The sequence below is a fragment of the Bifidobacterium saguinibicoloris genome (genome assembly GCF_019331725.1).
Taxonomy (GTDB): domain Bacteria; phylum Actinomycetota; class Actinomycetes; order Actinomycetales; family Bifidobacteriaceae; genus Bifidobacterium; species Bifidobacterium saguinibicoloris.
The window spans coordinates 17,594-38,625 of the sequence record NZ_JAHBBF010000012.1 but is presented as its reverse complement, the minus strand read 5'-3'; the positions used below and the strand labels follow the sequence as shown (position 1 = coordinate 38,625).

At 66.6% G+C, this 21,032-nt stretch carries 13 protein-coding genes and 1 tRNA gene; 1 reads left to right on the top strand and 13 read right to left on the bottom strand.

The window, feature by feature from the left end; translation table 11 throughout:
- Nucleotides 1-18 precede the first annotated feature (18 nt).
- The 10 genes from KIH78_RS08105 to pulA form a co-directional block, all read right to left on the bottom strand.
- The gene (locus KIH78_RS08105; RefSeq protein ID WP_219131945.1) at nt 19-948 is read right to left on the bottom strand and encodes an AEC family transporter; all 930 of its coding nucleotides are present in this window, start codon (nt 946-948) and stop codon (nt 19-21) included.
- Between the two features lie 819 nt (nt 949-1,767).
- Nucleotides 1,768-1,840 (bottom strand) — tRNA-Ala (locus KIH78_RS08100).
- A 171-nt stretch (nt 1,841-2,011) separates the two neighbouring features.
- Nucleotides 2,012-3,367 (bottom strand): ATP-binding protein, encoded by a 1,356-nt coding sequence (locus tag KIH78_RS08095; RefSeq protein ID WP_219131944.1) that lies wholly within the window; start codon nt 3,365-3,367, stop codon nt 2,012-2,014.
- Nucleotides 3,368-3,692: 325 nt separating this feature from the next.
- Nucleotides 3,693-4,379: a DedA family protein gene (locus KIH78_RS08090; RefSeq protein WP_214315098.1), complete on the bottom strand. Its 687-nt coding sequence runs from the start codon at nt 4,377-4,379 to the stop codon at nt 3,693-3,695.
- A gap of 359 nt (nt 4,380-4,738) precedes the next feature.
- Nucleotides 4,739-5,419 (bottom strand): HAD family hydrolase, encoded by a 681-nt coding sequence (locus KIH78_RS08085; protein ID WP_219131943.1) that lies wholly within the window; start codon nt 5,417-5,419, stop codon nt 4,739-4,741.
- 226 nt (nt 5,420-5,645) lie between these two features.
- Entirely contained in the window at nt 5,646-6,263 is a 618-nt protein-coding gene (locus KIH78_RS08080) for a heat shock protein transcriptional repressor HspR (RefSeq protein ID WP_219131942.1), read from the bottom strand.
- 183 nt (nt 6,264-6,446) lie between these two features.
- Nucleotides 6,447-7,469: a DnaJ C-terminal domain-containing protein gene (locus tag KIH78_RS08075; protein ID WP_219131941.1), complete on the bottom strand. Its 1,023-nt coding sequence runs from the start codon at nt 7,467-7,469 to the stop codon at nt 6,447-6,449.
- A gap of 102 nt (nt 7,470-7,571) precedes the next feature.
- Nucleotides 7,572-8,270, bottom strand: a complete 699-nt coding sequence (gene grpE, locus KIH78_RS08070; protein WP_219131940.1) for a nucleotide exchange factor GrpE — start codon at nt 8,268-8,270, stop codon at nt 7,572-7,574.
- Nucleotides 8,271-8,281: 11 nt separating this feature from the next.
- Nucleotides 8,282-10,162: a molecular chaperone DnaK gene (gene dnaK / locus KIH78_RS08065; protein ID WP_214315089.1), complete on the bottom strand. Its 1,881-nt coding sequence runs from the start codon at nt 10,160-10,162 to the stop codon at nt 8,282-8,284.
- 286 nt (nt 10,163-10,448) lie between these two features.
- The gene (gene pulA, locus KIH78_RS08060; RefSeq protein ID WP_219131939.1) at nt 10,449-15,629 is read right to left on the bottom strand and encodes a type I pullulanase; all 5,181 of its coding nucleotides are present in this window, start codon (nt 15,627-15,629) and stop codon (nt 10,449-10,451) included.
- A 324-nt stretch (nt 15,630-15,953) separates the two neighbouring features.
- Here pulA and KIH78_RS08055 point away from each other — a divergent pair, with 324 nt between their 5' ends.
- Nucleotides 15,954-16,979, top strand: coding sequence for a LacI family DNA-binding transcriptional regulator (locus tag KIH78_RS08055; RefSeq protein ID WP_219131938.1), 1,026 nt, complete (start codon nt 15,954-15,956; stop codon nt 16,977-16,979).
- A gap of 23 nt (nt 16,980-17,002) precedes the next feature.
- Here KIH78_RS08055 and KIH78_RS08050 read toward each other — a convergent pair whose 3' ends face one another.
- The 3 genes from KIH78_RS08050 to KIH78_RS08040 all read right to left on the bottom strand — a co-directional run bounded on the left by KIH78_RS08050 (nt 17,003) and on the right by KIH78_RS08040 (nt 20,927).
- A complete protein-coding gene (locus KIH78_RS08050; RefSeq protein ID WP_219131937.1) occupies nt 17,003-17,776 on the bottom strand; it encodes a TraX family protein in 774 nt (257 codons plus the stop codon).
- A gap of 63 nt (nt 17,777-17,839) precedes the next feature.
- A complete protein-coding gene (locus KIH78_RS08045) occupies nt 17,840-18,667 on the bottom strand; it encodes an HAD family hydrolase (protein WP_219131936.1) in 828 nt (275 codons plus the stop codon).
- Nucleotides 18,660-20,927, bottom strand: coding sequence for an alpha-amylase family glycosyl hydrolase (locus KIH78_RS08040; protein WP_219131935.1), 2,268 nt, complete (start codon nt 20,925-20,927; stop codon nt 18,660-18,662). Before KIH78_RS08040 ends, KIH78_RS08045 begins: the two co-directional genes overlap by 8 nt.
- Between the last annotated feature and the right edge of the window lie 105 nt (nt 20,928-21,032).

Below are 21,032 nucleotides of genomic sequence, written 5' to 3'. Positions count from 1 at the left end.
CAGTCGCCACACTAGTCGCTACGCGCCGGGCAGCAGCGCGTGCAGGACGGTCATCACGACGAGGCTGATGACGGCGGTGACGGTCAGGGAGAAGCCGGCGAGCTTCGCATTGCCGGTCAGCGAATCCGTGAACTTCGTGGAGAAGATCGTGATCGGGGCGAACGCGCCGAGGACGATGATCTCGCGGATACGCATGTCGAACGGCAGCAGGAACCACGCGGCGAGCGCAATCAGCACACCGAACAACGCACGCCAGGCGATCACTTTGGCGAGCTCCACTCTGTCCTTGCGGCTGTCCGGAACCTCCATCATCAGACCGATCATCGCCATCGCACAGAACGCGTTCGCATTGGCGAACGGCGTGATCAGCGTGACGATCGGCTGCGGAATGGTGATATGCAGGAACATGAACACGAGCATCAGCATGTAGATGTCGAAACTGATAGAACCAAGGAAATCACGCGCAATATTGCGCAGACGCAGACTCAACGGCAGGCTCTTGAAATTGTCGTCCATGTGCAGCAGCGTGCGCGTGATGGTGAGCGAACCGGCCGTCGCCACCGTGGCGTTGCCGATATCCAACATGATGACCGGCAGGCCCGCGGACGCACCCATGAACGTCTGCACCACCGGCAGACAGAACGCGCCCAGATTCAAGCCGGACGCGTTGAGCATCTGGAACGCACGGTAGTTGCGCTCATCGCCGCGCGAGCCCGCGTAGACCACGAACAGCGGGATGGCACAGGCGAAGAAGCCGAACAACACGATCCACAGCATGCGCATGTCATGCTGGTTCGTGGCGAACGAAAGGATGATCGCGCACGGCAACGTGAGATTGAATACAAGGCCCTGCGCCACCTTGTAGTCGCGTTCGCCGAAGATGTGCAGATGTTTGAGCGCGTACGGGCCGATGATGGCGAGCAGCAGCGCGCCGGATTGGAACAGCATGGGTGGGTTCTCGGGTTTCCTTGGGGTTTCCTTGGAGTTGTTCGGCGCGGCTGGGCGCGTCTGGAGCGTCTGGGGGCGCCTAGGGGGCGTCTGGAGCGTCTGGGGGCGGCGATTCGAATCGTGCCTTCCGCGTCCCCATGCTATGCAGTCATGGGACACGGGTTGATGCGACGTCCAGCATGTGCCCGCGGACATGTTCCAGATTCCATCCAGACTTCACACCATGGGATTTGTGGCACCGAAACGGGGAACAGCACCCCTCACACACTCCGGGCCAACGGGCCCTGGTCCGGAACGCGGGAACAAGCACAATCCACACTCCGGGGCCGCATACCACACAGACCGATGCACCCGGAACGAGGAAACCGGTCACCGACGCGCTCCGGACCACCGGTTCCCGGGCCGGAATGAGGAAACAAGCACAATCCACACTCCGGGTCCACATACCACACGGACCGATGCACCCGGAACGAGGAAATCAGCCCCTCACACGCTCCGGACCAACAGGCCTTGGTCCGGAACTGACACGAAGCCCGATTCCGTGCTCCGGGGCCACGAATCGTGACACCGGAACGCAACACAACACCCCTCACGCACTCCGGGCCAACAGGTCATGGGCCGGAACGCGGAAACAAGCACAATCCGCACTCCGGGGCCACGAGTCCGCGGTACACAACACCCCAATGACGGACTGTGCTGTGATGTACCAGCGGACCGTTCGCAGACTTGGCTGAGCAGCAGCCGCGAGGACCCGACAGCCGCCCTGACGGCCAAGCGGAAAAAGAAAAACCCTCCGGAGGTGGAATTCCGGAGGGTTTGTGGAGCTGATGGTAATCGAAACCACGACCTCTTCGATGCGAACGAAGCGCTCTACCAACTGAGCTACAGCCCCTTGGTTTGTTGTCTTGCTCTGCAGGACAACTCGTTTGATAATAGTCGTTTTTCGCAATCCCGCAACTCGACACACGGAGAATTTGCCCACATGGACGATGTCATCACCGATAACGACGGCACCAGCACCACCAGCACCAGCACCATCTCGCCGGCTTCGGCACGGCCGCCATCATCGTCCCAATGTGGCAACGGGTATCACGTAGATGCCGTCCTCCCGACGATAGGCGAACTCCCCCACGCCGACGAGAACAGCCAGGAACTCCGGCTCGCGCGTCCTGGCCCCGGGATTGCGCAGCAGTTTCTCACGCATGCGGTTCAGATTCGCCGCGGCCGCAGGCACCTTGTCCTCACTTGCTTTGATTTCGACTCCCGCCCATCGCCCATCAGCCAGTTCGATGATGACGTCGCATTCCAATCCGGAATCGTCATGGTAGTACCGCACCGGTTCCATGCCGATGTCGGGCAGAGCGCGGGCGTAGACCAGCAGATCGCGTACGCACAGGTTTTCGAAGAGCAGACCGAACGTCTGCCAGTCATCGAGCAGCGCGGCGGGACCGACGCCGAGAACGGCGGCCGCGATGGACGGATCGGCGAAATACCGGCGCGGTTTGGTCTGCAGCCGCTTGGGGTCACGCGCCGGAGGCACCCATCCTCGCACCGGGTCGATGACGAACATGTTCTCGAACATCGCCACGTATTCCGACACCGTGCGTTCGGATACGAAATCGTCGAGGTTTTCTTCCGCCCCATACATATCCTTGCGCAATGTCTTGAACGTGACCGCCTGACTGATGTTGCGGGCGAGCGAGTCCAGCAGCCGACGCGCGACATCCGGATTCCTTCCCTGCTTCGCAACCCCCTCCGACAACGTCAGCCGCACATATTCGCGAATCAGGATCTGCGCGTCGACGACGGGCATAGCCTCCGCTTCGGGCCATCCCCCACGGCACACAGCATCCAGCAACGTACGCGTATCGGTCTCGCAACGCGCCGACGCGAAACGGTGGTCGAACAAGGCCGCAAGGCTGACCGCGCCGTTGGAGATGCCCGATTCCGCCAAAGTCATCGGATTCATTCGGATGCGTCCGATTCGCCCCGCACCGCTGTGCTGCGGCATCTCCTGCTTGAGCGGCGTGGATGAGCCGGTGAGCAGCCACCGCCCCTTCTCTCCGGGCTCGTCGTCGACGCCATGACGGACCTCATCCCAGATGCCCGGCGCGAGTTGCCACTCATCGATGACGTGCGGGCGGTCGCCAATCAGCATCAGCGACGGGTCGGCCTTGGCCACGGCCAGATTGTTGTTGCGATCGACGTAGGTGATGCTGGCACCATGCGCACGCGCGGACCAGGTCTTGCCGCACCATTTGGTACCGGCGATTTCGACCGCGCCGAAGATGCGCATGTATCGTTCGATCTGCTCATCGACGATGCGGGGACGGTATCCGGCAGGCCTGATGCCCTCCGGCCGACCCGCGGTCTTCTCTCCTATCGGCGTTCCACTTCCCGCAGACTCGGGTATGACCATGATTCCTGCCCCTTCCTCGACGCCCGGATCTCACGACTGCAATAATCCGAAAATCTCAACTACCAAAATCCGAATTCTCCAACTACAATAATCCGAAAATCTCAACTACCAAAATCCGAATTCTCCAACTACAGAAATCCGAATCGGTGACCGGCCCGGCGCAACCGGGGACAGCCCGGTCCGCCCCTCCGCCTCGGCGCGACCCGGCACAACCCGGCACGAACACATACGCGGATACGACAAAGGCCCGACTCCAAAGAGTCGGGCCTTGAACGCCACGAGACGCCCCAGCACTCGTGCCACGCGCGCCACACTCGCCCCGCACTCACTCCGCGGCTTCGGCCTCGGCCGGCTTCTTCTTGCCGAACTTGGCCTTGACGAGGCCCACGATGGTCGGAATCAGCGAGACCAGCAGGATGAGCACGATGACGAGCTCGAAGTGCTGCTGCACGGCGGGGATGTTGCCGAAGAAGTAGCCGAGCAGCGTGAACAGGGACGACCAGATGAAGCCGCCGAGCACGGAGAACGGCGTGAACCGCCTCCAGCGCATGCCGGAGATGCCGGAGATGAACGGCATGAACGTGCGGATGAACGGGAAGAAGCGTCCGAGGAACACGGCGAGCGGGCCCCACTTCTCGATCATCGCTTCAGTCTTGGCGATGCGCTCCGGCGTCATGGCCTTGACCTTGCCGGATTCGATGATGCGACGGCCGAAGAAGTGGCCGATGAAGTAGTTGCACTGGTCGCCGATGATCGGTGCGCACCACACCACGGGCAGCAGGAAGTGCAGCGGCAGGGCCACCTGGCCGGTCTGCGCGTCGGGTGCGGCGAACACGCCGGCGGCGAACAGCAGGGAGTCACCGGGAAGGAACGGGAAGAACACCACGCCCGTCTCGATGAAGATGATGAGGAAGATGAAGCCGAGCGTGGGGGCCACGCCCATGGCGATCCAGCTGGCGATGGCCGCGCGCGGATCCTTGAGCAGTTCGATGATGAAATGTACGAAACCCATGTTTTCCTGTGTGATTCCTGTTCAGCGATGGTTCATGCCGCCAGGGCCTGAGCCCGTGGGGCGGGGCCGCCGATCGCCGTCTGGCCGCCGGGTCGCCGGTCAGGTGGACGGCGGGCGGACGTCGGCATGCGGACCGTCCATCACGATACCAGCAGCCCCCATAAGAAACCACTAGGAAAAATCACCGGGAAGCGAAGGAATCGCGAAGACCGACGACCACGCACACGCCGCACACACACCGCACGCACACACACGCCACACACGACACACACGACACACACGACACACACGCACGCGTGCGCGCGTGCGCGCGGCGTCACCGCCCGCCCGCGATCCGTCCACGATCCGCCCGCCCAGCCTCACTCGCCGTCGCTTGCGAGCCGTTCGCGTACGAACCCGTCGACGGCCTCGGCGTCGACGCCTTCGTAGCCGTCGATGGACTTGAACTGCGGCCCCTGCGACGTGTCGGTGCGGATGGTGCAGGTCTGCGCGATGAGCGTGGCGCCGGACGCTGCGCCCGCGGTGAGGCCCACGAGCGTGTCCTCGAACACCACGCATTCGGCCATGTCCTCGGGCGCGATGCCGAGCTTGGAGGCGGCGAGCAGGTAAGGTTCGGGCGAGGGCTTGTGCTTGGCGTCGTCGTCGCCGCACACGTATCCGGCGAACAGGCCGGGGGCGGCGTCGAGCACGTTCTCCACAATCGGGCGCGGCGAGGTGCTGACGAGCACGGACGGCACGCCGGCCTCCTTGAGGGAGCGCAGGGTGTCGAGCACGCCGGGGATCCACGGCATGTGCGCCTTCTCGTGGTCGAACACGTACTGCTTGAGCTGCTTGTCGATCGCTTCGACGCCCAACGTGCATCCGTGTTCGATCATCTTGCGGGCGACGTCGGGCACGGGGGTGCCGGAGCATTCCCAGCCGAGTTCCTCGGTCCAGTGTCCGTTGTTGGCTGCGGCGATCTCGATTTCGCCGTCATGCCAGAGGGGTTCGGAATCGATGAGCGTGCCGTCGAGATCCCAGAACACGGCTTTGACCTGCATGTTTCCTCCGTCCGTCGTGCGATGCGCGTGTGCGTCGGCGATCCGACCGCCCGCAATGCGGTCTCCCGCCTTGCGATGCGCTCCGATCGCGCATGGCTTCCGCCATCATCTCACCAAACGGGTACGACGGACACGACGTGGGGAATCGCGGAATCGGACACGGCGATGTCACGACCGTACAGAGTCGTGCGTCACGTACGTGGGCCGCCACGTCGCGTCCGCGGCGTCACCGCCACAGGACGAGCGATTTGGCGTCCGGGTCGTCGCCGCGGTATCCCGCGCCGTCGCGACCGTCGTATCCGCCACGTCCGTCGCGTCCGCCGCGTCCGGCGGCGTACGACTGGCTGCCGCCCGGCAGTTCCCGCAGCTGGGTGCGAATGGCGCGACGCCACATGCGTGCGCTGTTGGAACGTTGCATTTCGACGATGTCGCCGTCGCGTCCGGCGGCGAACACGCTTTCCGTGCCGGCCGACTGCAATCGCCTGACCTGGCGCCGCAGCTGCCGGTTCTCCTCCTGCAGGGAGAGGATGCGGACCACGCCGGCGATGCCGATGCCTTCGTCCTGGCTGAGCCGTTGCGCCTGGACGAGGCGGTCGATGTCGCGCAGGCTGTAGCGCCGCGCGCCGCCTTCGGTGCGTTGCGGCACGACGAGTCCGATGCGGTCGTATTGGCGCAAGGTCTGCGGGTGGATGCCGGCGAGTTCGGCGGCCTGTCCCACGGTGAAGACGGCGAGTTCGAGGTCGAATCCGGCGTCGTCGGCGCCGTCGAGGTCGGCGCGTCCGAGCACGATCGCGGCCGCGCACATCGCGTACAGCTGGCGCGTCTGGCGTGCGATTCTCGCCATCGTTCACCTCCTTGAAGCGTGCGGTGCGTTCTACGTGTATGCGTACGTATATGCGGCGGCATGCCGGGCGCATGCCGCGAGCCCCTGCACGGGGCGGGCGGGAACCGGCACGACCGCGGCCGGCCCATCCGCACCACGGGATGGACCGGCCGGGCATGTCGGTGTGGACCGGCGTTCGACGGTTCAGGCGTTGAGATAGTCGCCTGCGGCCTTGTCGAACTCCTTGGCGGCGTGCTTGACGCCGAGGCCCGGCTTGGCGGGCACCTGGATCATCACGCGGCCGATGAGGTCGCCCGGCGTGTTGCCGGACTGCACGCCCTTGCCGGCGACTTTCACTTCGGTGCCGCTGGACGAGCCGGCGGGCACCTTGAAGGTGACGGGTTCGCCGTCGATGTCCTTCGCCTCGACCTTGGCGCCGGTCACGGCCTGGCCCACAGTGACGGGCAGGTCCATCACGAGGTCATGCCCGCGCATGGTGAACACCGGGTCCGGCTTCACGCTGACCTGCAGGTACAGGTCGCCGTGCTTGCCGCCGTTGAGGCCCGCGTGGCCCTTGCCGGCGAGGCGGATCTTCTGCCCGTCGCGCATGCCCGCGGGGATGTGGGTCTTGAACTTCGAGCCGTCCACGGACAGGGACACGGTGGCTCCCTTGGCGGCCTGGCGCAGGCTCAGGCTGACCTTGGAGTTGCGGTCCTTGCCCTTCTGGGGCTGCGGCGGCTCCTCGTAGGAGTAGCCGCCCGCGTTGCCGTAGGGCGAGCCGCCCTGGGCGCCCGCGCCGGCCGCGCCGCCGAACATCGAGAAGATGTCGTTGAGGTTCGGGTTGCCGCCGCCGGACGTGGAGAAGCGGATGCGCGAGCCGTTGCCGCCCATGCCGGCACCGGCACCGGCGCCGAACATGGAGCCGAAGATGTCGGAGAATCCGGAGGCGTCGAAGCCGCCCTGGCCGGATCCTCCGGCGAAGCGGGCCCCGCCCATGCCGAACTGGCGGATCGCATCGTACTTCTGGCGCTGGTCCTTGTTGCTCAGCACGTCGTAGGCTTCGGAGATGTCCTTGAACTTCTCCTCGGCCTCCTTGGTCTTGTTGAGGTCCGGGTGGTATTTGCGCGCCAGCTTGCGGTACGCCTTGGTGATGTCGGCGTCGGTGGCGTCCTTGGAGACACCAAGGACTTTGTAGAAGTCTTTGCTCAGCCATTCGTTCTCAGCCATTCATGTCTCCTTTCGTGTTGCGTATTTCGTGTGTACGGAGTCTGTCATGTATGCATCGGCTCCCCTGGTTGGAGGGGAGCCGGATATTCGATCGATGTCGGATCAGTGCTGCGGCGAGGCGACGACGACGCGGGCGGCGCGGATCACGCGGTCGCCGATGCGGTAGCCGGCCTCCACCACGGTGTCGACGGTGTCCTTCTCGGCCGCGGCGTCGGGCTTGTGGAGGATGGCGTCGTGCTTGGTCGGGTCGAATTCCTCGCCGGCCTCGCCGAACTTCTCGACGCCGAACTTCTCGAACGCCTTGTCGATCTTCGCGGCGACGGCCTTGAAGGAGTCGTCCATCTCGCTGTTGGCGCGGATGCGGTCGATGTCGTCGAGCGCGGGCAGCAGCGCAGTGAGCACGTCGATGATGCCGTGCTGGCGGAAGCGTTCCTGCTCCTTCTTGGCGCGGTTGCGGTAGTTGATGAACTCCGCGCGCTCGCGCTGCAGCGCCTCGAGGTATTCGGCGGCCTCCTTCTTGGCCTGGCCCAGCGGGGTCAGGGTGTCGCCTTCGGCCTTGTTGCCGCCCTTCGCGTCGTCCGCGGAGGCGATGTCGGCCTTGGCGTCGTCGGCCTTGCCTGCGGTCTGCGATGCGTCGGCCTGCGACGCGTCCGTCTTGGCGGCATCGTCCGCCGGGGCGGCGCCGCTCTGGGCGGCGGCCGCGTCGGCGGGGGTGTCGGCCGGAGCCGACGACGCGGCGTTCTTCGCGTCGTCCGGATCCGGCAGGTCGTTCAGGTAGTCGTCCTTGTTGAACTCAGCCATCGGACGGGACCTTACTTGTTGTCCTTGTCGTCGTCGTCCACGACTTCGGCGTCCACCACGTCGTCGTCACCGCCGTTGGAGGCGGAACCGGACGCGGCGCCCGCGGCGCCCGCGGCACCGGCCGCGCCTTCGGCGCCCTGCTGGGCGTAGAGGGCCTGGCCGATCTTCTGGGCGGAGGTCATAAGCTCGCTCTGCGCGGTCTTGACCTTCTCGATGTCGTCGCCCTTGAGGGCTTCCTTGAGGGCGTTGACCTTCTCGGTGACCTCGTTGGCAACGTCGTCGGAGAGCTTGTCCTTGTTGTCGTTGACGAGCTTCTCGGTCTGGTAGGCGAACGCCTCGGCCTGGTTGCGGGTCTCGGCCTCCTCCTTGCGCTTCTTGTCCTCGGCCTCGTGGGCTTCGGCCTCCTTGACCATGCGGTCGATCTCGTCCTTCGGCAGGCCGGAACCGCCGGTGATGGTCATCGACTGCTCCTTGCCGGTGCCCTTGTCCTTGGCGGACACGTGCACGATGCCGTTGGCGTCGATGTCGAAGGTGACCTCGATCTGCGGGACGCCACGCGGGGCCGGCGCGATGCCGGTCAGCTCGAAGGTGCCCAGCGGCTTGTTGTCGCGGGCGAACTCACGCTCGCCCTGGTAGACCTGGATGAGCACGGACGGCTGGTTGTCCTCGGCGGTGGAGAACACCTCGGAACGCTTGGTCGGGATGGCGGTGTTGCGGTCGATGAGCTTGGTCATGATGCCGCCCTTGGTCTCGATGCCGAGGGACAGCGGGGTCACGTCGATGAGCAGGACGTCCTTGCGGTCGCCCTTGATGACGCCGGACTGCACGGCGGCGCCGACGGCCACGACCTCATCCGGGTTGACGGACTGGTTCGCTTCCTTGCCGCCGGTGAGCTCCTTGACGAGCTCCTTGACGGCCGGCATACGGGTGGAGCCGCCGACGAGCACCACGTGGTCGATCTGGCCCACGGAGATGTTCGCGTCGCGCAGCACGTTGTTGAACGGGGTGCGGCAGCGGCCGAGCAGGTCGGAGGTCATTTCCTCGAAGTGCGCACGGGTCAGGGTCTCGTCCAGGTGCACCGGGGTGCCGTCGGGCGTCATGGCCAGGTACTGCATGGAGATGGAGGTGCTGGTCGAGGAGGACAGCTCCTTCTTGGCCTGCTCCGCGGCTTCCTTCAGACGCTGCAGGGCGATCTTGTCCTTGCTGAGGTCCACGCCGTACTTGTTCTTGACTTCGGAGACCAGCCAATCGATGATCTTCTGGTCCCAATCGTCGCCGCCAAGGTGGTTGTCGCCGTTGGTGGCCTGCACCTGGATGGTGGAGAAGCCGTCGTCGTCCTTGCCGATCTCCAGCAGGGACACATCGAAGGTGCCGCCGCCGAGGTCGAAGACCAGGATGCGCTCGTCCTCCTTGCCCTTCTCAAGGCCGTAGGCCAACGCGGCCGCGGTCGGCTCGTTGATGATGCGCAGGACGTTCAGGCCGGCGATCTTACCGGCGTCCTTGGTGGCCTGACGCTGGGCGTCGTTGAAGTACGCCGGGCAGGTGATGACGGCGTCGGTGACGGGCTCGCCGAGGTAGGCCTCGGCGTCCCTCTTGAGCTTCATGAGGATCTGCGCGGAGATCTCCTGCGGGGTCCACTTCTTGCCGTCGATCTCGACGGTCCAATCGGTGCCCATGTGACGCTTGACGGAGGAGATGGTGCGGTCGACGTTGGTGACGGCCTGACGCTTGGCCACCTCGCCGACGAGGATCTCGCCGGACTTGCTGAACGCCACCACGGACGGCGTGGTGCGGGCGCCTTCGGCATTGACGATGACGGTGGGTTCGCCGCCCTCAAGGGTGGCGATGCAGGAATTCGTGGTTCCCAGATCGATACCGACTGCACGTGCCATAATGTGTGCTCCTTTGTTGTTGTTCGTTCTTACGTTCTTCGCCCGGGTTCCGGTGGGACCGTCTCCCGGACCTTCCAGAACTTGAGCCTACACCACTCAACTTCCGACATGCAAGGTTTATTCCCACTTTCGACACAAAAACCTGAGCGAATGTCGCTCAGGTTTTGAAAGCAGGGTTCCGCCGGCCCCGGATGCCGCCTCGGCGGCGCCGGAGACCGGCGGAACGGGTGGACGTACGGCCCGTCGGCCGCACGATCGGAACGGTCGGCCGACGGGCCCGCAACCATCAGTCGCGCAGGCCGCGACGACGCAGCACGAGCGTGACGCCGCCGATGGCGAGCGCGATCGTGACGACCGCCGCAGCGCCGGCCACGGACGCGCCGGTCCTGGACAGGCCTTCCGGCTTGCCGTCGGCCTTGCCGTCGGCGGACGGCTTGCCATCGGATGGCTTGCCGGCGTCGCCCTTGTCGGAGCCGTCACCGGAACCATCGCCGGAACCATCGCCCTTGTCGCCGGAGTTGTCGCCGTCACCCTTGTCACCGTCGCCGGACCCGTCGCCGGACCCGTCGCCGGACCCGCCGTCGGACCCGCCGTCGGAACCGTCGTCCACGCCGGCCTTGACGACGGTGGCGGACAGTGCGCCGGCCTCGAGACCGTCGTCGCCCACGGTGACCGTGCCGAGGCCCTTGCCCGAGGCCACGCCGGAAGCCGCGATCTTGCCGTCCGTGGCGAGCACGGTGTACTCGCCGGCGTCCACGCCGGTCACGTGCGCGGCGGAGCCGTTGGCGTTGAACGCCACCACGTACGTGTCCTTACCGTCGGTGAGACGGTAGGCGACGACGCCGTCGGACTGGGCGATGACCGTCATGTTCTTGGCGATGTCGGCGTAGTCGCTCAGGTGGAGCGCGCCGATGGCCTTGCGCAGGGCGATGAGCCCGCGCACGTAGTCGACGGAGTCGGCCTGTTCCACCACGCGGTTCCAGTCGATGGCGTTCACCGCGTCGCCGGCGTTGTAGCTGTTGCCGTCGCCGCCCTTGGTGCGCAGGAACTCCTGACCGAACTGCATGTCGGTCACGCCCTGGGAGAGGAGGATGAGCGAGTCGGCGAGCTTGGCGCGGGCGAGGCGCGTCTCCTCGGAGTCGTTCGGCGCGCTCTTGACGAGCTTGTCGTACAGGGTGAGGTTGTCGTGGATCTCCACGTACTGCACCACCTGGCCGGCGTTCGCGTAGTCGGCGTTGCCGCACCATGCGCCGCCGCCGATGCCGGACTTGCCGTTGGGGCAGCCGAGCACGTTGGAGGCGATGAGCCCCTCCTGGCCGCCCTTGCCGGTGATGAAGCCGGTGTCGCCGTCGGAGAACACGCTGCCCTTGATGGCGTCGCGGATGGAGTCGTTGAAGAACGCGACGCCGGGCACGTTGGCGGCGTGCGCCTGCGTGGTCTCCTGGTCGCCGAGCGCGTCGGTCATGTCCCAGCCTTCGCCGATGACGAGGATGCCGGGGTCGATCTTGTCGAGCGCGGCGCGCACCTCCTTCATCGTGGTCTGGTCGAGCAGGCCCATGAGGTCGAAGCGGAAGCCGTCCACGTTGTACTCCTTCGCCCAGTACGTGACCGAGTCGACGATGTACTTGCGGGCCATGGCGCGTTCGGACGCCACGTCGTTGCCGCAGCCGGAGTTGCTCAGCAGGTTGCCGTTGGCGTCGTAGCGGAAGTAGTAGCCGGGCACGGTCTGGTTGAACGCGTGCGTGGAGGCGTTGTACACGTGGTTGTACACCACGTCCATCACCACGTACAGGCCGTTCTTATGCAGCCCCTTGACCATCTGCTTCATCTCCTTGACGCGGGCGGAGGGGTCGCTCGGGTCGGAGGAGTAGGAGCCTTCGGGCACGTTGTAGTTGACCGGGTCGTAGCCCCAGTTCTGCGCGCCCTGGGCGTTGTAGGACAGGTCGCCGGTCTCGTCCACGGAACCGTAGTCGTAGACGGGCATGATCTGCACGTGCGTCACACCGAGGCTCTTGAGGTAGTCGACGCCGGTGGCGGCCGCGCCCTTCGCGCCGTTCACCGTGGTGCCCTCCTCGACGAAGCCGAGGTACTTGCCGCGGTTCTGCTCGCTCACGCCGGAGGTGGGCGAGATGGTCATGTCGCGCACGTTCGCCTCGGTGACGATCGCGTTGGTGGGGTCGCCGAACGACTTCATGCGCTTGCCGGCGCTGCCCTGCTCCTTGCCGGAGAGGACGACGGAGCGCGAGCCGTTGGCCACGGCGGCGGTGGCGTACGGGTCGGCGGACACGTTGACGGTGCCGTCGGCGAACGTGAGTTCGTAGTCGTACGCGTAGCCGGCCATGTCGCCGTCGACGGCGAACGTCCACACGCCCTTGTCGCCGGCCTTGTCGAGCGACTGGCGCACGTTGACGACGTCGGACGAGGGGTCGGTGGACTTGTACATGCGCAGCGTCACCGCGGTGGCGGTCGGCGCCCACAGCTTGAACGTGGTCCTGCCGGCCGTGTAGGTCGCGCCGAGGTCGTCGCCGTCGTACGCGTACTTCCGGTCGAACGCGTCGGAGCGCACGACCGCGCCGAGGGTCACGGTCTGCTTGCCGAAGCCTTCGATGGCGAGCGTGTACGGCTTGGTGACGTCCAGTTCGCCGTCGACGGTGATGGTGACGGTGGCGCCGTCCGCCTTCACGCCCTTGATGGCCGCGCCGTCGAGGGTTACCTTGTCGGCGAGGCCTTCGGCGGGGATGGTCTTGTTGAGTTTGGCGGTGATGGTGGTGAAGTCGCTCATCTGCGCGGACACGATGGTGCCGGCGGCGTTGTACAGCGTGCCGTTGGTGTAGACGGTGGCGTCGCCCTGCACGAGCCAGATCTCCGCGGAGGCGGTGCCTTCCGCGTTCACCGTGATCGCGGACTGCGGGATGGTGCGGTCGGCGGCGTCCGGGTCCTTGGCCTCCCAGCCGTCGCCGCCGTAGCGCACGATGAACTGCGGCGTGCCCATGGCGCTGCCCTTGAGGGTGTACTTGGCGATGAGGCCGTAGTCGTCGTGGGAGGAGAACGGGTATGCGGCGCCGTTGACGCCGTCGGCCCAGCCCCAGATGTCCCACGCCTTCAGGCCGTCGGCGGTGGCGTAGTCGTCGGAGAGGCGATGGTAGTGGATGGTCACGTCGATGGTGTCGGCGGTCTTCCGGTAGCCGTCGGGCGCGGCGGTGAGAGTGGTGTCCGGCTGGGAGCCGTCCACCCAGATCTCGGCGGTGCCGTTGGAGCCGTCGATCATGCGGTCGCCGCCGACCTTGTTCCAGTTCTCGGTGGTGACGATGACGCCGATCTTGCCGGCCTCGTACGCGCCGTCCACAGTGGTTTCGAACACCTGGCCGTAGGAGTCGGTGCCGGTGAACGCGTGCCAGGCGCCGTCGAGCGTCTTGCCGTCCTTGTCGGTGCCCCACATATACACGCCGCGGTCGGCGACGGCGTCGCCGTCCGCCGCCTTGTAGTGGACGACGACCTTGGTCTTCGGCTGGTAGGTGTTGAGGTCTTCCGGCACGCCGGCGCTGGCCTCATGGTCGGCGACGGCCGTCCAGTGGCCCTTGGCGGTGTAGTTGCCGCCGCCGTTCGGGTTGTCCCAGTTGCCGTTGTCGTCGGTGAACACGTATTCGAACGACTGGCCCTTCGGGTCGACGGTGAGCTTCACCCAGCCGTCGCCGGCGTCCTGCATGGGTTCGTGGCCCTGTTCGGCCCAGTTCTCGCCGATGCCGTAGTGCAGGTAGGCCTGCTTCCAGCCTGCGGGCAGCTTGTAGTAGATGGTGCGGCTGGTGTCGGTGGCCGCGGTGACGGCCGCGTCGTTGACGGTCAGGTCCGGGTCGGTGGGGTCGGACTTGGCGGTGCCGGTCCAGGTGGACGGGGTGGCGCCCACGTGGATGGCGATGGCGGAGTTCGCGGCGAGGGTCGCCTCGAACGTGCCGTCGTCCCTCACGGTGACGGTCTGCGAGCAGTCGCCGACGGCGTACACGTTGCAGTATTCGCCGGCGGGCAGCGAGGTGCGGAAGGTCTGCTTGGACGCCTTCGCGCTGTTGTTGATGGCGAGGTAGCCCTTCGTGCCGCGGCCGAAGCCGAGCACGTTCGCGTCGTATGCCTTCCAGTCGGTCACCTTGGTGCCGGAGACGGCGTTGTGGAAGCCGATCATGCCGCGGACGGCGGTCCAGCGCTGCGTGCACTGCCAGGTGCCGGCGGCCATGGAGCCGTCGGTGGGGCAGGTCACGTCCGGCACGGACGTGTCGGTGGCGCCGGGCGCGCCGTCGTCGTTGTTGTCGAAGTAGTAGCCGGAGTAGATGTGCGGCTGGCCGTAGTCGTACGCGAGCATGAACGCGTTGGCGAGCAGGTACTTCGAGCCCTTCCTGTAGGTGAGGGCGGACGAGTTGCGTTCGGTGTCCCAGTTGGTCACCCAGACGGCGGCCTGGCTGGAGTCGAGCCACCCGTCGCCGCCGATCTTGCCGAGGCCCTTGGTCTCGCTGGTGATGTCGGTGGCGAACGCGGCGGACAGGTGCGCGTTGTAGTTGAATTCGGAGACCTTGCCGTTGCCCACGTAGTTGATGGGCTGGATGGCGGCGGCCTCGCTCGCGTTGCCGATGACCTCCTGTTCGAAGAAGATGCCGTCCACGTCACGCCCGGACTTCTCGGCGAGCTTGGCCTTGATGGCCTTCACGTCCGCGTTGGCGATGTGCTTGACCGCGTCCACGCGGAACCCGTACACGCCGAGTTCGAGCAGGTGGTTCATGTAGTCGGCGAGCTTGTCCTGCACGTACTCCTGGCTGGTGTCGAGGTCCTGGAGGCTGGTCAGGCGGCAGTTCTGCACTTCGTCGGCGTTGGTGTAGTCGCCGATGTTCTTGGTGCAGCTGTGGAAGTTCTCCTTGGTGTACGGGATCGCAGGGAAGTTTCCATCGCCGTCGTAGGTGCTGCCGGCCACGCCGGTGCCGGTGCCCTGATCGGCGCCGCTGGTGTGGTTGATGACCGCGTCGGCGATGATCTCGACGCCGGCCGCGTTGCACACCTTGATCATGTTCTGGAATTCGGCTTCGGTGCCGAGTTTGGAGTCGAGCTTGTAGCTCACCGGCTGGTAGGAGGTCCACCAGGCGGTGCCCTTGATGCTTTCCATGGGTGGCGAGACCTGCACGTAGCCCACACCTTCCGGCCCGTAGGTCTGCGTGCATTCGGCGGCGACGGAGTTCCAGTTGTTCTGGAACGCGATGGCGATGACGTCGCTGTGGGCGTCCGATCGTGCGGCGGTCTGTGCGACGGTTTGCGTGGTGGTCTGCGATTGCGCGACGGTCTGCGCCGCGCCCGTCGTGTCCGCGGCCGCGAGCGCGGCCGGCGTGGCCGTCAGCGCGGCGGCGAGCGTCGCCACCGCCGCGCCTGCCGCGACCAGTCTTCGGACGATGGGGACGGATCCTCCCGTCCCCGTGTGCTTCCTGTCCCTCATCGGCGAGGTCCTTCCTTCCCTGGTGTTCGGTGACACGTATGCCTGCCGCGGATGCGGCCGATGTATCTCCATTGGTCTCCCCATCGAGTGCATACGTTTGCAACAATGTGCAGTACTCACTGTAACATGCTTGGCAATCCGACCCGCGACGTTTCGCGAACGTTTGCAGCGTATGATGGTCGTGTCATCCGACGACACACCGAAGTATCATCGCCCCACAGGTACGGGCGACACGGACGAGACGGCCGGAACGGCACGGCGCAACCGCACGCGCCGGCGGACGGACCACGCGACGGCACGCACCACACGGCAAGGAGGAGCACCATGGCCAAGTCAGACATCCACGAGGTGGCGAAGGAAGCCGGCGTCTCCATCTCCACGGTGTCCCGCGCCTTCACCCGTCCGGAGCTCGTCTCCGCGAAGACCCGCGCCAAGGTGCTCGAAATGGCCGACCGCCTCGACTTCAACATCTCCCGTTCCGCCACCGCGCTCAAATCCGGGCGCACCAACCGCGTGGCCATGCTCATGAACGAGGAGATCACCAGCTGGTTCAACACGCAGACGTTCGCCGGCATCGAATCGGTCATGCATCCCGCCGGCTACGACATCTCCCTCTTCCAGCACATCGACACCGAGGCCAACCGCCGCGAGTTCTTCGGAGACCTGCCCATCCGGCGCAACGTGGACGCCGTGTTCGTGGCCTCGTTCGCCATCGACCCGCACGAGGTGGAGCAGCTCAAGCGCATCCACGTGCCGATCATCGGCATCAACACGCCCTCCGCGGACGGCTTCGACGCGACCATCAGCATCGACGACGAGAAGGGCATGTTCACCGCCACCCAGCATCTCATCAACCTGGGCCACAAGCGCATCGTCTACCCGTGCTCCGAGGCCGCCCTGCTCGACTCCTCCATCGACGCGCGCGCCCGCGGCTTCATCCGCGCCTGCCGGAACGCGCAGGAGAAAGGCAACATGGACCTCGACTGGCGCGTGCTGTCCGTGCCGCGCGGCCCGGCGTTCGCCGACTCAGCGCTCTCCGCGCTGCTCGCGCTGGACGAGTTCCCGGACGCGATCTGCTGCCAGATGGACATGATGGCCATCCCGCTCGTCATCAAGCTCGGCCGCTACGGACACCGCACGCCGCGCGACTATTCGATCGTCGGCTTCGACGACAGCCCCTACGCGGACACCATCAACCTCACCACCATGCGTCAGGACCCGTATGCGATGGGCCGTTCCGCCGCCGTCAAGGCGCTGAAGCTCATCGAGGGCAAGTCGCTGCTCAAGCCGCACGAAGTGGTGGAGGCGCAGCTGATCCTGCGCGGCTCCGACGCCCCGGTGGAGGACTAGCCGCGGGACGGGCGGCCCGCCCGTCAGCCCAGCATCAGGCAGCCGGCCACCAGCATGATCGGGTAGAGCGCGTAGAACACCCATTGCGTCCACGCGTGACGCCAGCCGGGCTCGTCGTTGCGGTAGTGCAGGAACGCCACACCCACGCCCGGCGTGATGCACATCACCGCGCCCAGCAGGCCGGCGGTGAACATCATCGTGTTCTCATGGGCGCCAAGATAACGGAACACCAGCGCGAACGCCAGGGTGAGCACGCCGGTATACATGACCTGCTGGCTCACGCCCACGCGCAGCAGCAGATCCCACAGCACGCCGGCCGCGACCACCGCCACGGTGAGCAGCACGCGCGGCGCGCCCGCGTACCGCTTCGCGATCCAGTCGGCGGCCACGAGCACCACGAGCGCGACCAGCAGGCCCCACACCGGGTTGTGGGCGCGCATGTCGAACCAATGCCCGGTCATGAGGCGCATATACGGCGCCTCGCACACCACGGCCAGGACGAGCAGCCGCAGCGCATAGCGGGGGACGCTTCGCGTGTGGTTCAGGCCGTTCACCAGCAGCCACGCGTAGATCGGCACCGCGCACCAGGAGGCCACCTCGCACACCACGGCCACGGTCAGGCCGGTCATGTTGTCCGCCGTGGGCGGGCCGACCAGCAGCGGCACGAGCGTGGTGGAGGCGACGGACAAGGCCATGAACACCGCGGCGATCGTCTTGAGCCGGAACACGGACAGGCCCTTGCGGCGCCTGCCGCCCGCGGCCTGCTTGCGCTGCCGTTCCATTTCGATGTCGTTCATCGTTCCTCCGTTGCGTTCGTGCGCCTTCCGGCATCGCCCGTCCGGCCGGCATGACCCGGGCGTTCAGACGCCCAGGTACTTCATGAGCCCAGCATAATCGGGGCCGTCCAGGGAGAGGACGGCGTGCGCGCTGGCCTGCGGATCGTTCTGCGGGGAGATCGCGGTGCGCAGGTAGACACCGTCGATGCCTGCGCCCTTCGCGCCGAGGATGTCGGCGCGTTCGTCGTTGCCGACCATCACCGTGCGGCCCGGGTCGGCCAGGACCCCATCCAGCGCGATGCGGTAGATGCGCGGCGACGGCTTGCGCACGCCCACCTCGCTGGAGATGACGATGTTGTCGAACAGCGGCTCCAAATCCAGCCCACGCAGTTCCGGCCGCGTGTAGCCCGATTGCGCGTTGCTGACGAGCACCACCGTGAGGCCCGCCTCGCGCAGCCGCGCGAGCATGGCCGCGGCGCCCGGGTAGAGGCACAGCAGGCTGGTGCTGGCGCGACGGAACGTCCAGGCCAGCTGAAGGGCCGCGAGAAGCACCATCGGCCCCATGTTGGTCAGGTCGCCCACGTCGGCCATCGCAACCGCCCGCGGGTCCCTGAAGTCGGGGTCGACGACGGTCCTTTCAGCCGTGAACGACGCGTAGACGGGCAGCAGGTCGGGTTCGGCGTTCCCGCCGCGCAGGTCGACCTCGCGCGCCCACACGAACGAGGCCAGCGCCTCGAACCGGGCCTTGAGCGCGGCCGCGTCACGGAACGTCACGCCGGAATGGTCCTCCAGCATCTCGCGCAGCGCCTCCCACGCGGCCGGCGACTCCTCGTCGGTGCGGATGTCCACCAACGTGCCATACAAGTCGAAGAACACCGTGTCATAACGGCGTTCCGGGACGTACTCAACCATGACGGCGCCTCCTCCACACGGTGATGCTGTACGGGGGCAACGGCATCTCGCGATCCTCCACGGACGGCAGCGGCAGGACGGCCGCATCGCCGGACGCACCCTCGGCATCGGACGGAACAGTCCAATCGTATGCCGCGGCCGGACCGGACGCGAACCCGTCGGCGGCGCAATAGAGGCACCGCCAGTCGTCGGGCGCGATCCTCGAGACCTCGTCGTACGGGGCGGGCGTCTCCAACGCCACCGTGGACTGCATGCGCGTCTCCCCCACCGGATTCACGGCCACACAGTCGTCGCCCACACGGAACACCACCGTCTCGTCGGTGCGCGGCACGATCGTGCGCGCGCCGCCGAAATACGCGGGATTGCCGCGACGCAACCGGATGAGCGTCGCGTAATGGGCCACCAGCGCGTTCAGGCGCCGCGCGCGGCGCCAGTCGAGCCGGTTGAGCGAGGCGGGGCTGCGGTAGGAATCGGAGTCGCCGTGCTTGGTGCGGGCGAACTCCTCGCCGGACAGCAGGAACGGCACGCCGGCGGCGGTGAACACGATGCCGGCGGCCAGACGGTTCGCGCGCATGAGGTCCGCGCACCGGCCTCCGGCATCCACGCCGTCGGCCGCGTAATCGGCCTCCGTAGGGAAGCGGCGCATCGCGGCGCACAGCTTGTCCCACAAGGTGAGGTCGTCGTGGGCGGACACGTACTGGATGACCTGTCCCACGGACGCGGCCTCGTGCATCGTGCCGCGCCACGCGTCCGACGCATGGCGGATGTCGCCCGCGAAATCGGCGGCCGCGCCGGTGAGATAGCCGGGCTCCTTCTGGAAGAACACGTGGCCGCGCACCGCGTCGCGCGTGGAATCGCAGAACGCGCCGATGCGCGGGCTCAGATACGGCATGCCGCGCTTGTCCGCCAGCACCACGCCGGCGCCCGGTTCGAGGGCCGTGCGGCGGGCCGACCACGGTTCGCCGTGCATGAGGATCGTGGCGCCGCCGGGCAACTGGTCCAGGGACGTGCGGACCGCGTTCATCGTGTCCACGTCGATGAGGCCCATGAGGTCGAAGCGGAAGCCGTCGATATGGTATTCGCGCGCCCAGTATGTCACCGAGTCCACGATGTACCGGCGCATCATCGGATGCTCGGTGGCCACGTCATTCGTGCAGGCGGAGCCGTCCGCGAACGAGCCGTCGGCACGGCGGCGCAGGCAGTAGCCGGGGATCATGCGCTCGAACCAGTTGTCCGTGGAGAACATGTGGTTGTAGACCACGTCCATGATGACCTTGATGCCGGCGGCGTGCAGCGCCTGGATCATGCGCTTGCATTCCCTGATGCGCACCTCGCCGTGGAACGGGTCGGTGCTGTACGAGCCTTCGGGCACGTTGTAGTTGAGCGGGTCGTAGCCCCAGTTGAACGGGCGGTCGGGTGTTTCACGGGACGTTCCACATGCGCATGCGGGTGTTTCACGGGCGGTTTCACGTGCGCCGTCGGATGTTTCACGCGACGTTCCACAGGCGTCGCCGCGCGCGCCGCCGCAGGCCGGCGGCGTGACCGACTCGTCCACGGAACCGTAGTCGTAGAACGGCAGCAGCTGCACGGCGGTCACGCCGAAACGTTTGAGATACGCCACGCACGTGGGGAAATCGCCCTCACCGTCCACGCTGGTGCCGTCGTGCGTGAACGCGAGATACGTGCCGCGATGGCACGCCGGCACGCCGCTGTGCGGATCGTTGCTGAAGTCGCCGATGTGCGTCTCCCAGATGACGAGGTCGCGGCTGGCGATGTGCGGACGCACGTCCACGTCCCAGCCGTCCGGATCCGTGCGACGCAGGTCCACCACCATGCTGCGGCGGCCGTTCACGCCGGCCGCACGCGCCCACGGGTCGGCCGTGCGGTTCGCCGTGCCGTCGGGGAAACGCACGACGTAGTCGTAGTAGACGCCGTGGCCCACGCCGTCGCAGCGCACCGACCACGTGCCGTCCGCGCCGGGGGCGAGGTCGCGCACGGCGAACGGTTCGGACGCGTCGGCGGACGGGGCATCGTCGGACGCGGCATCGGACATGTCGGGGCGTTCGCCGGCGGAACCGGCGGCGAACAGACGCAGCGTGACGCCGCTCGCCGAAGGCGCCCACACGCGGAACGTAGTGCCCGCGTCGTCCGGCACGGCGCCGAGGTCGTCACCGGCGTACACCGGATAGTCGGGGCACGGCAGGGCCGGCTCGGCGGGCGTGCCGTCGGCCACGGCCAGAATCTGCTCGGGCTTCTCCATCGAAGTCTCCTTTCATGGAACGCGGCGCCCGCCGGACAGGCCGGCGAGCGCCGCGATGATGTGCGTGAGGGACCTGGCTCAGTCCCGCAAGAACGGACTCGCGCT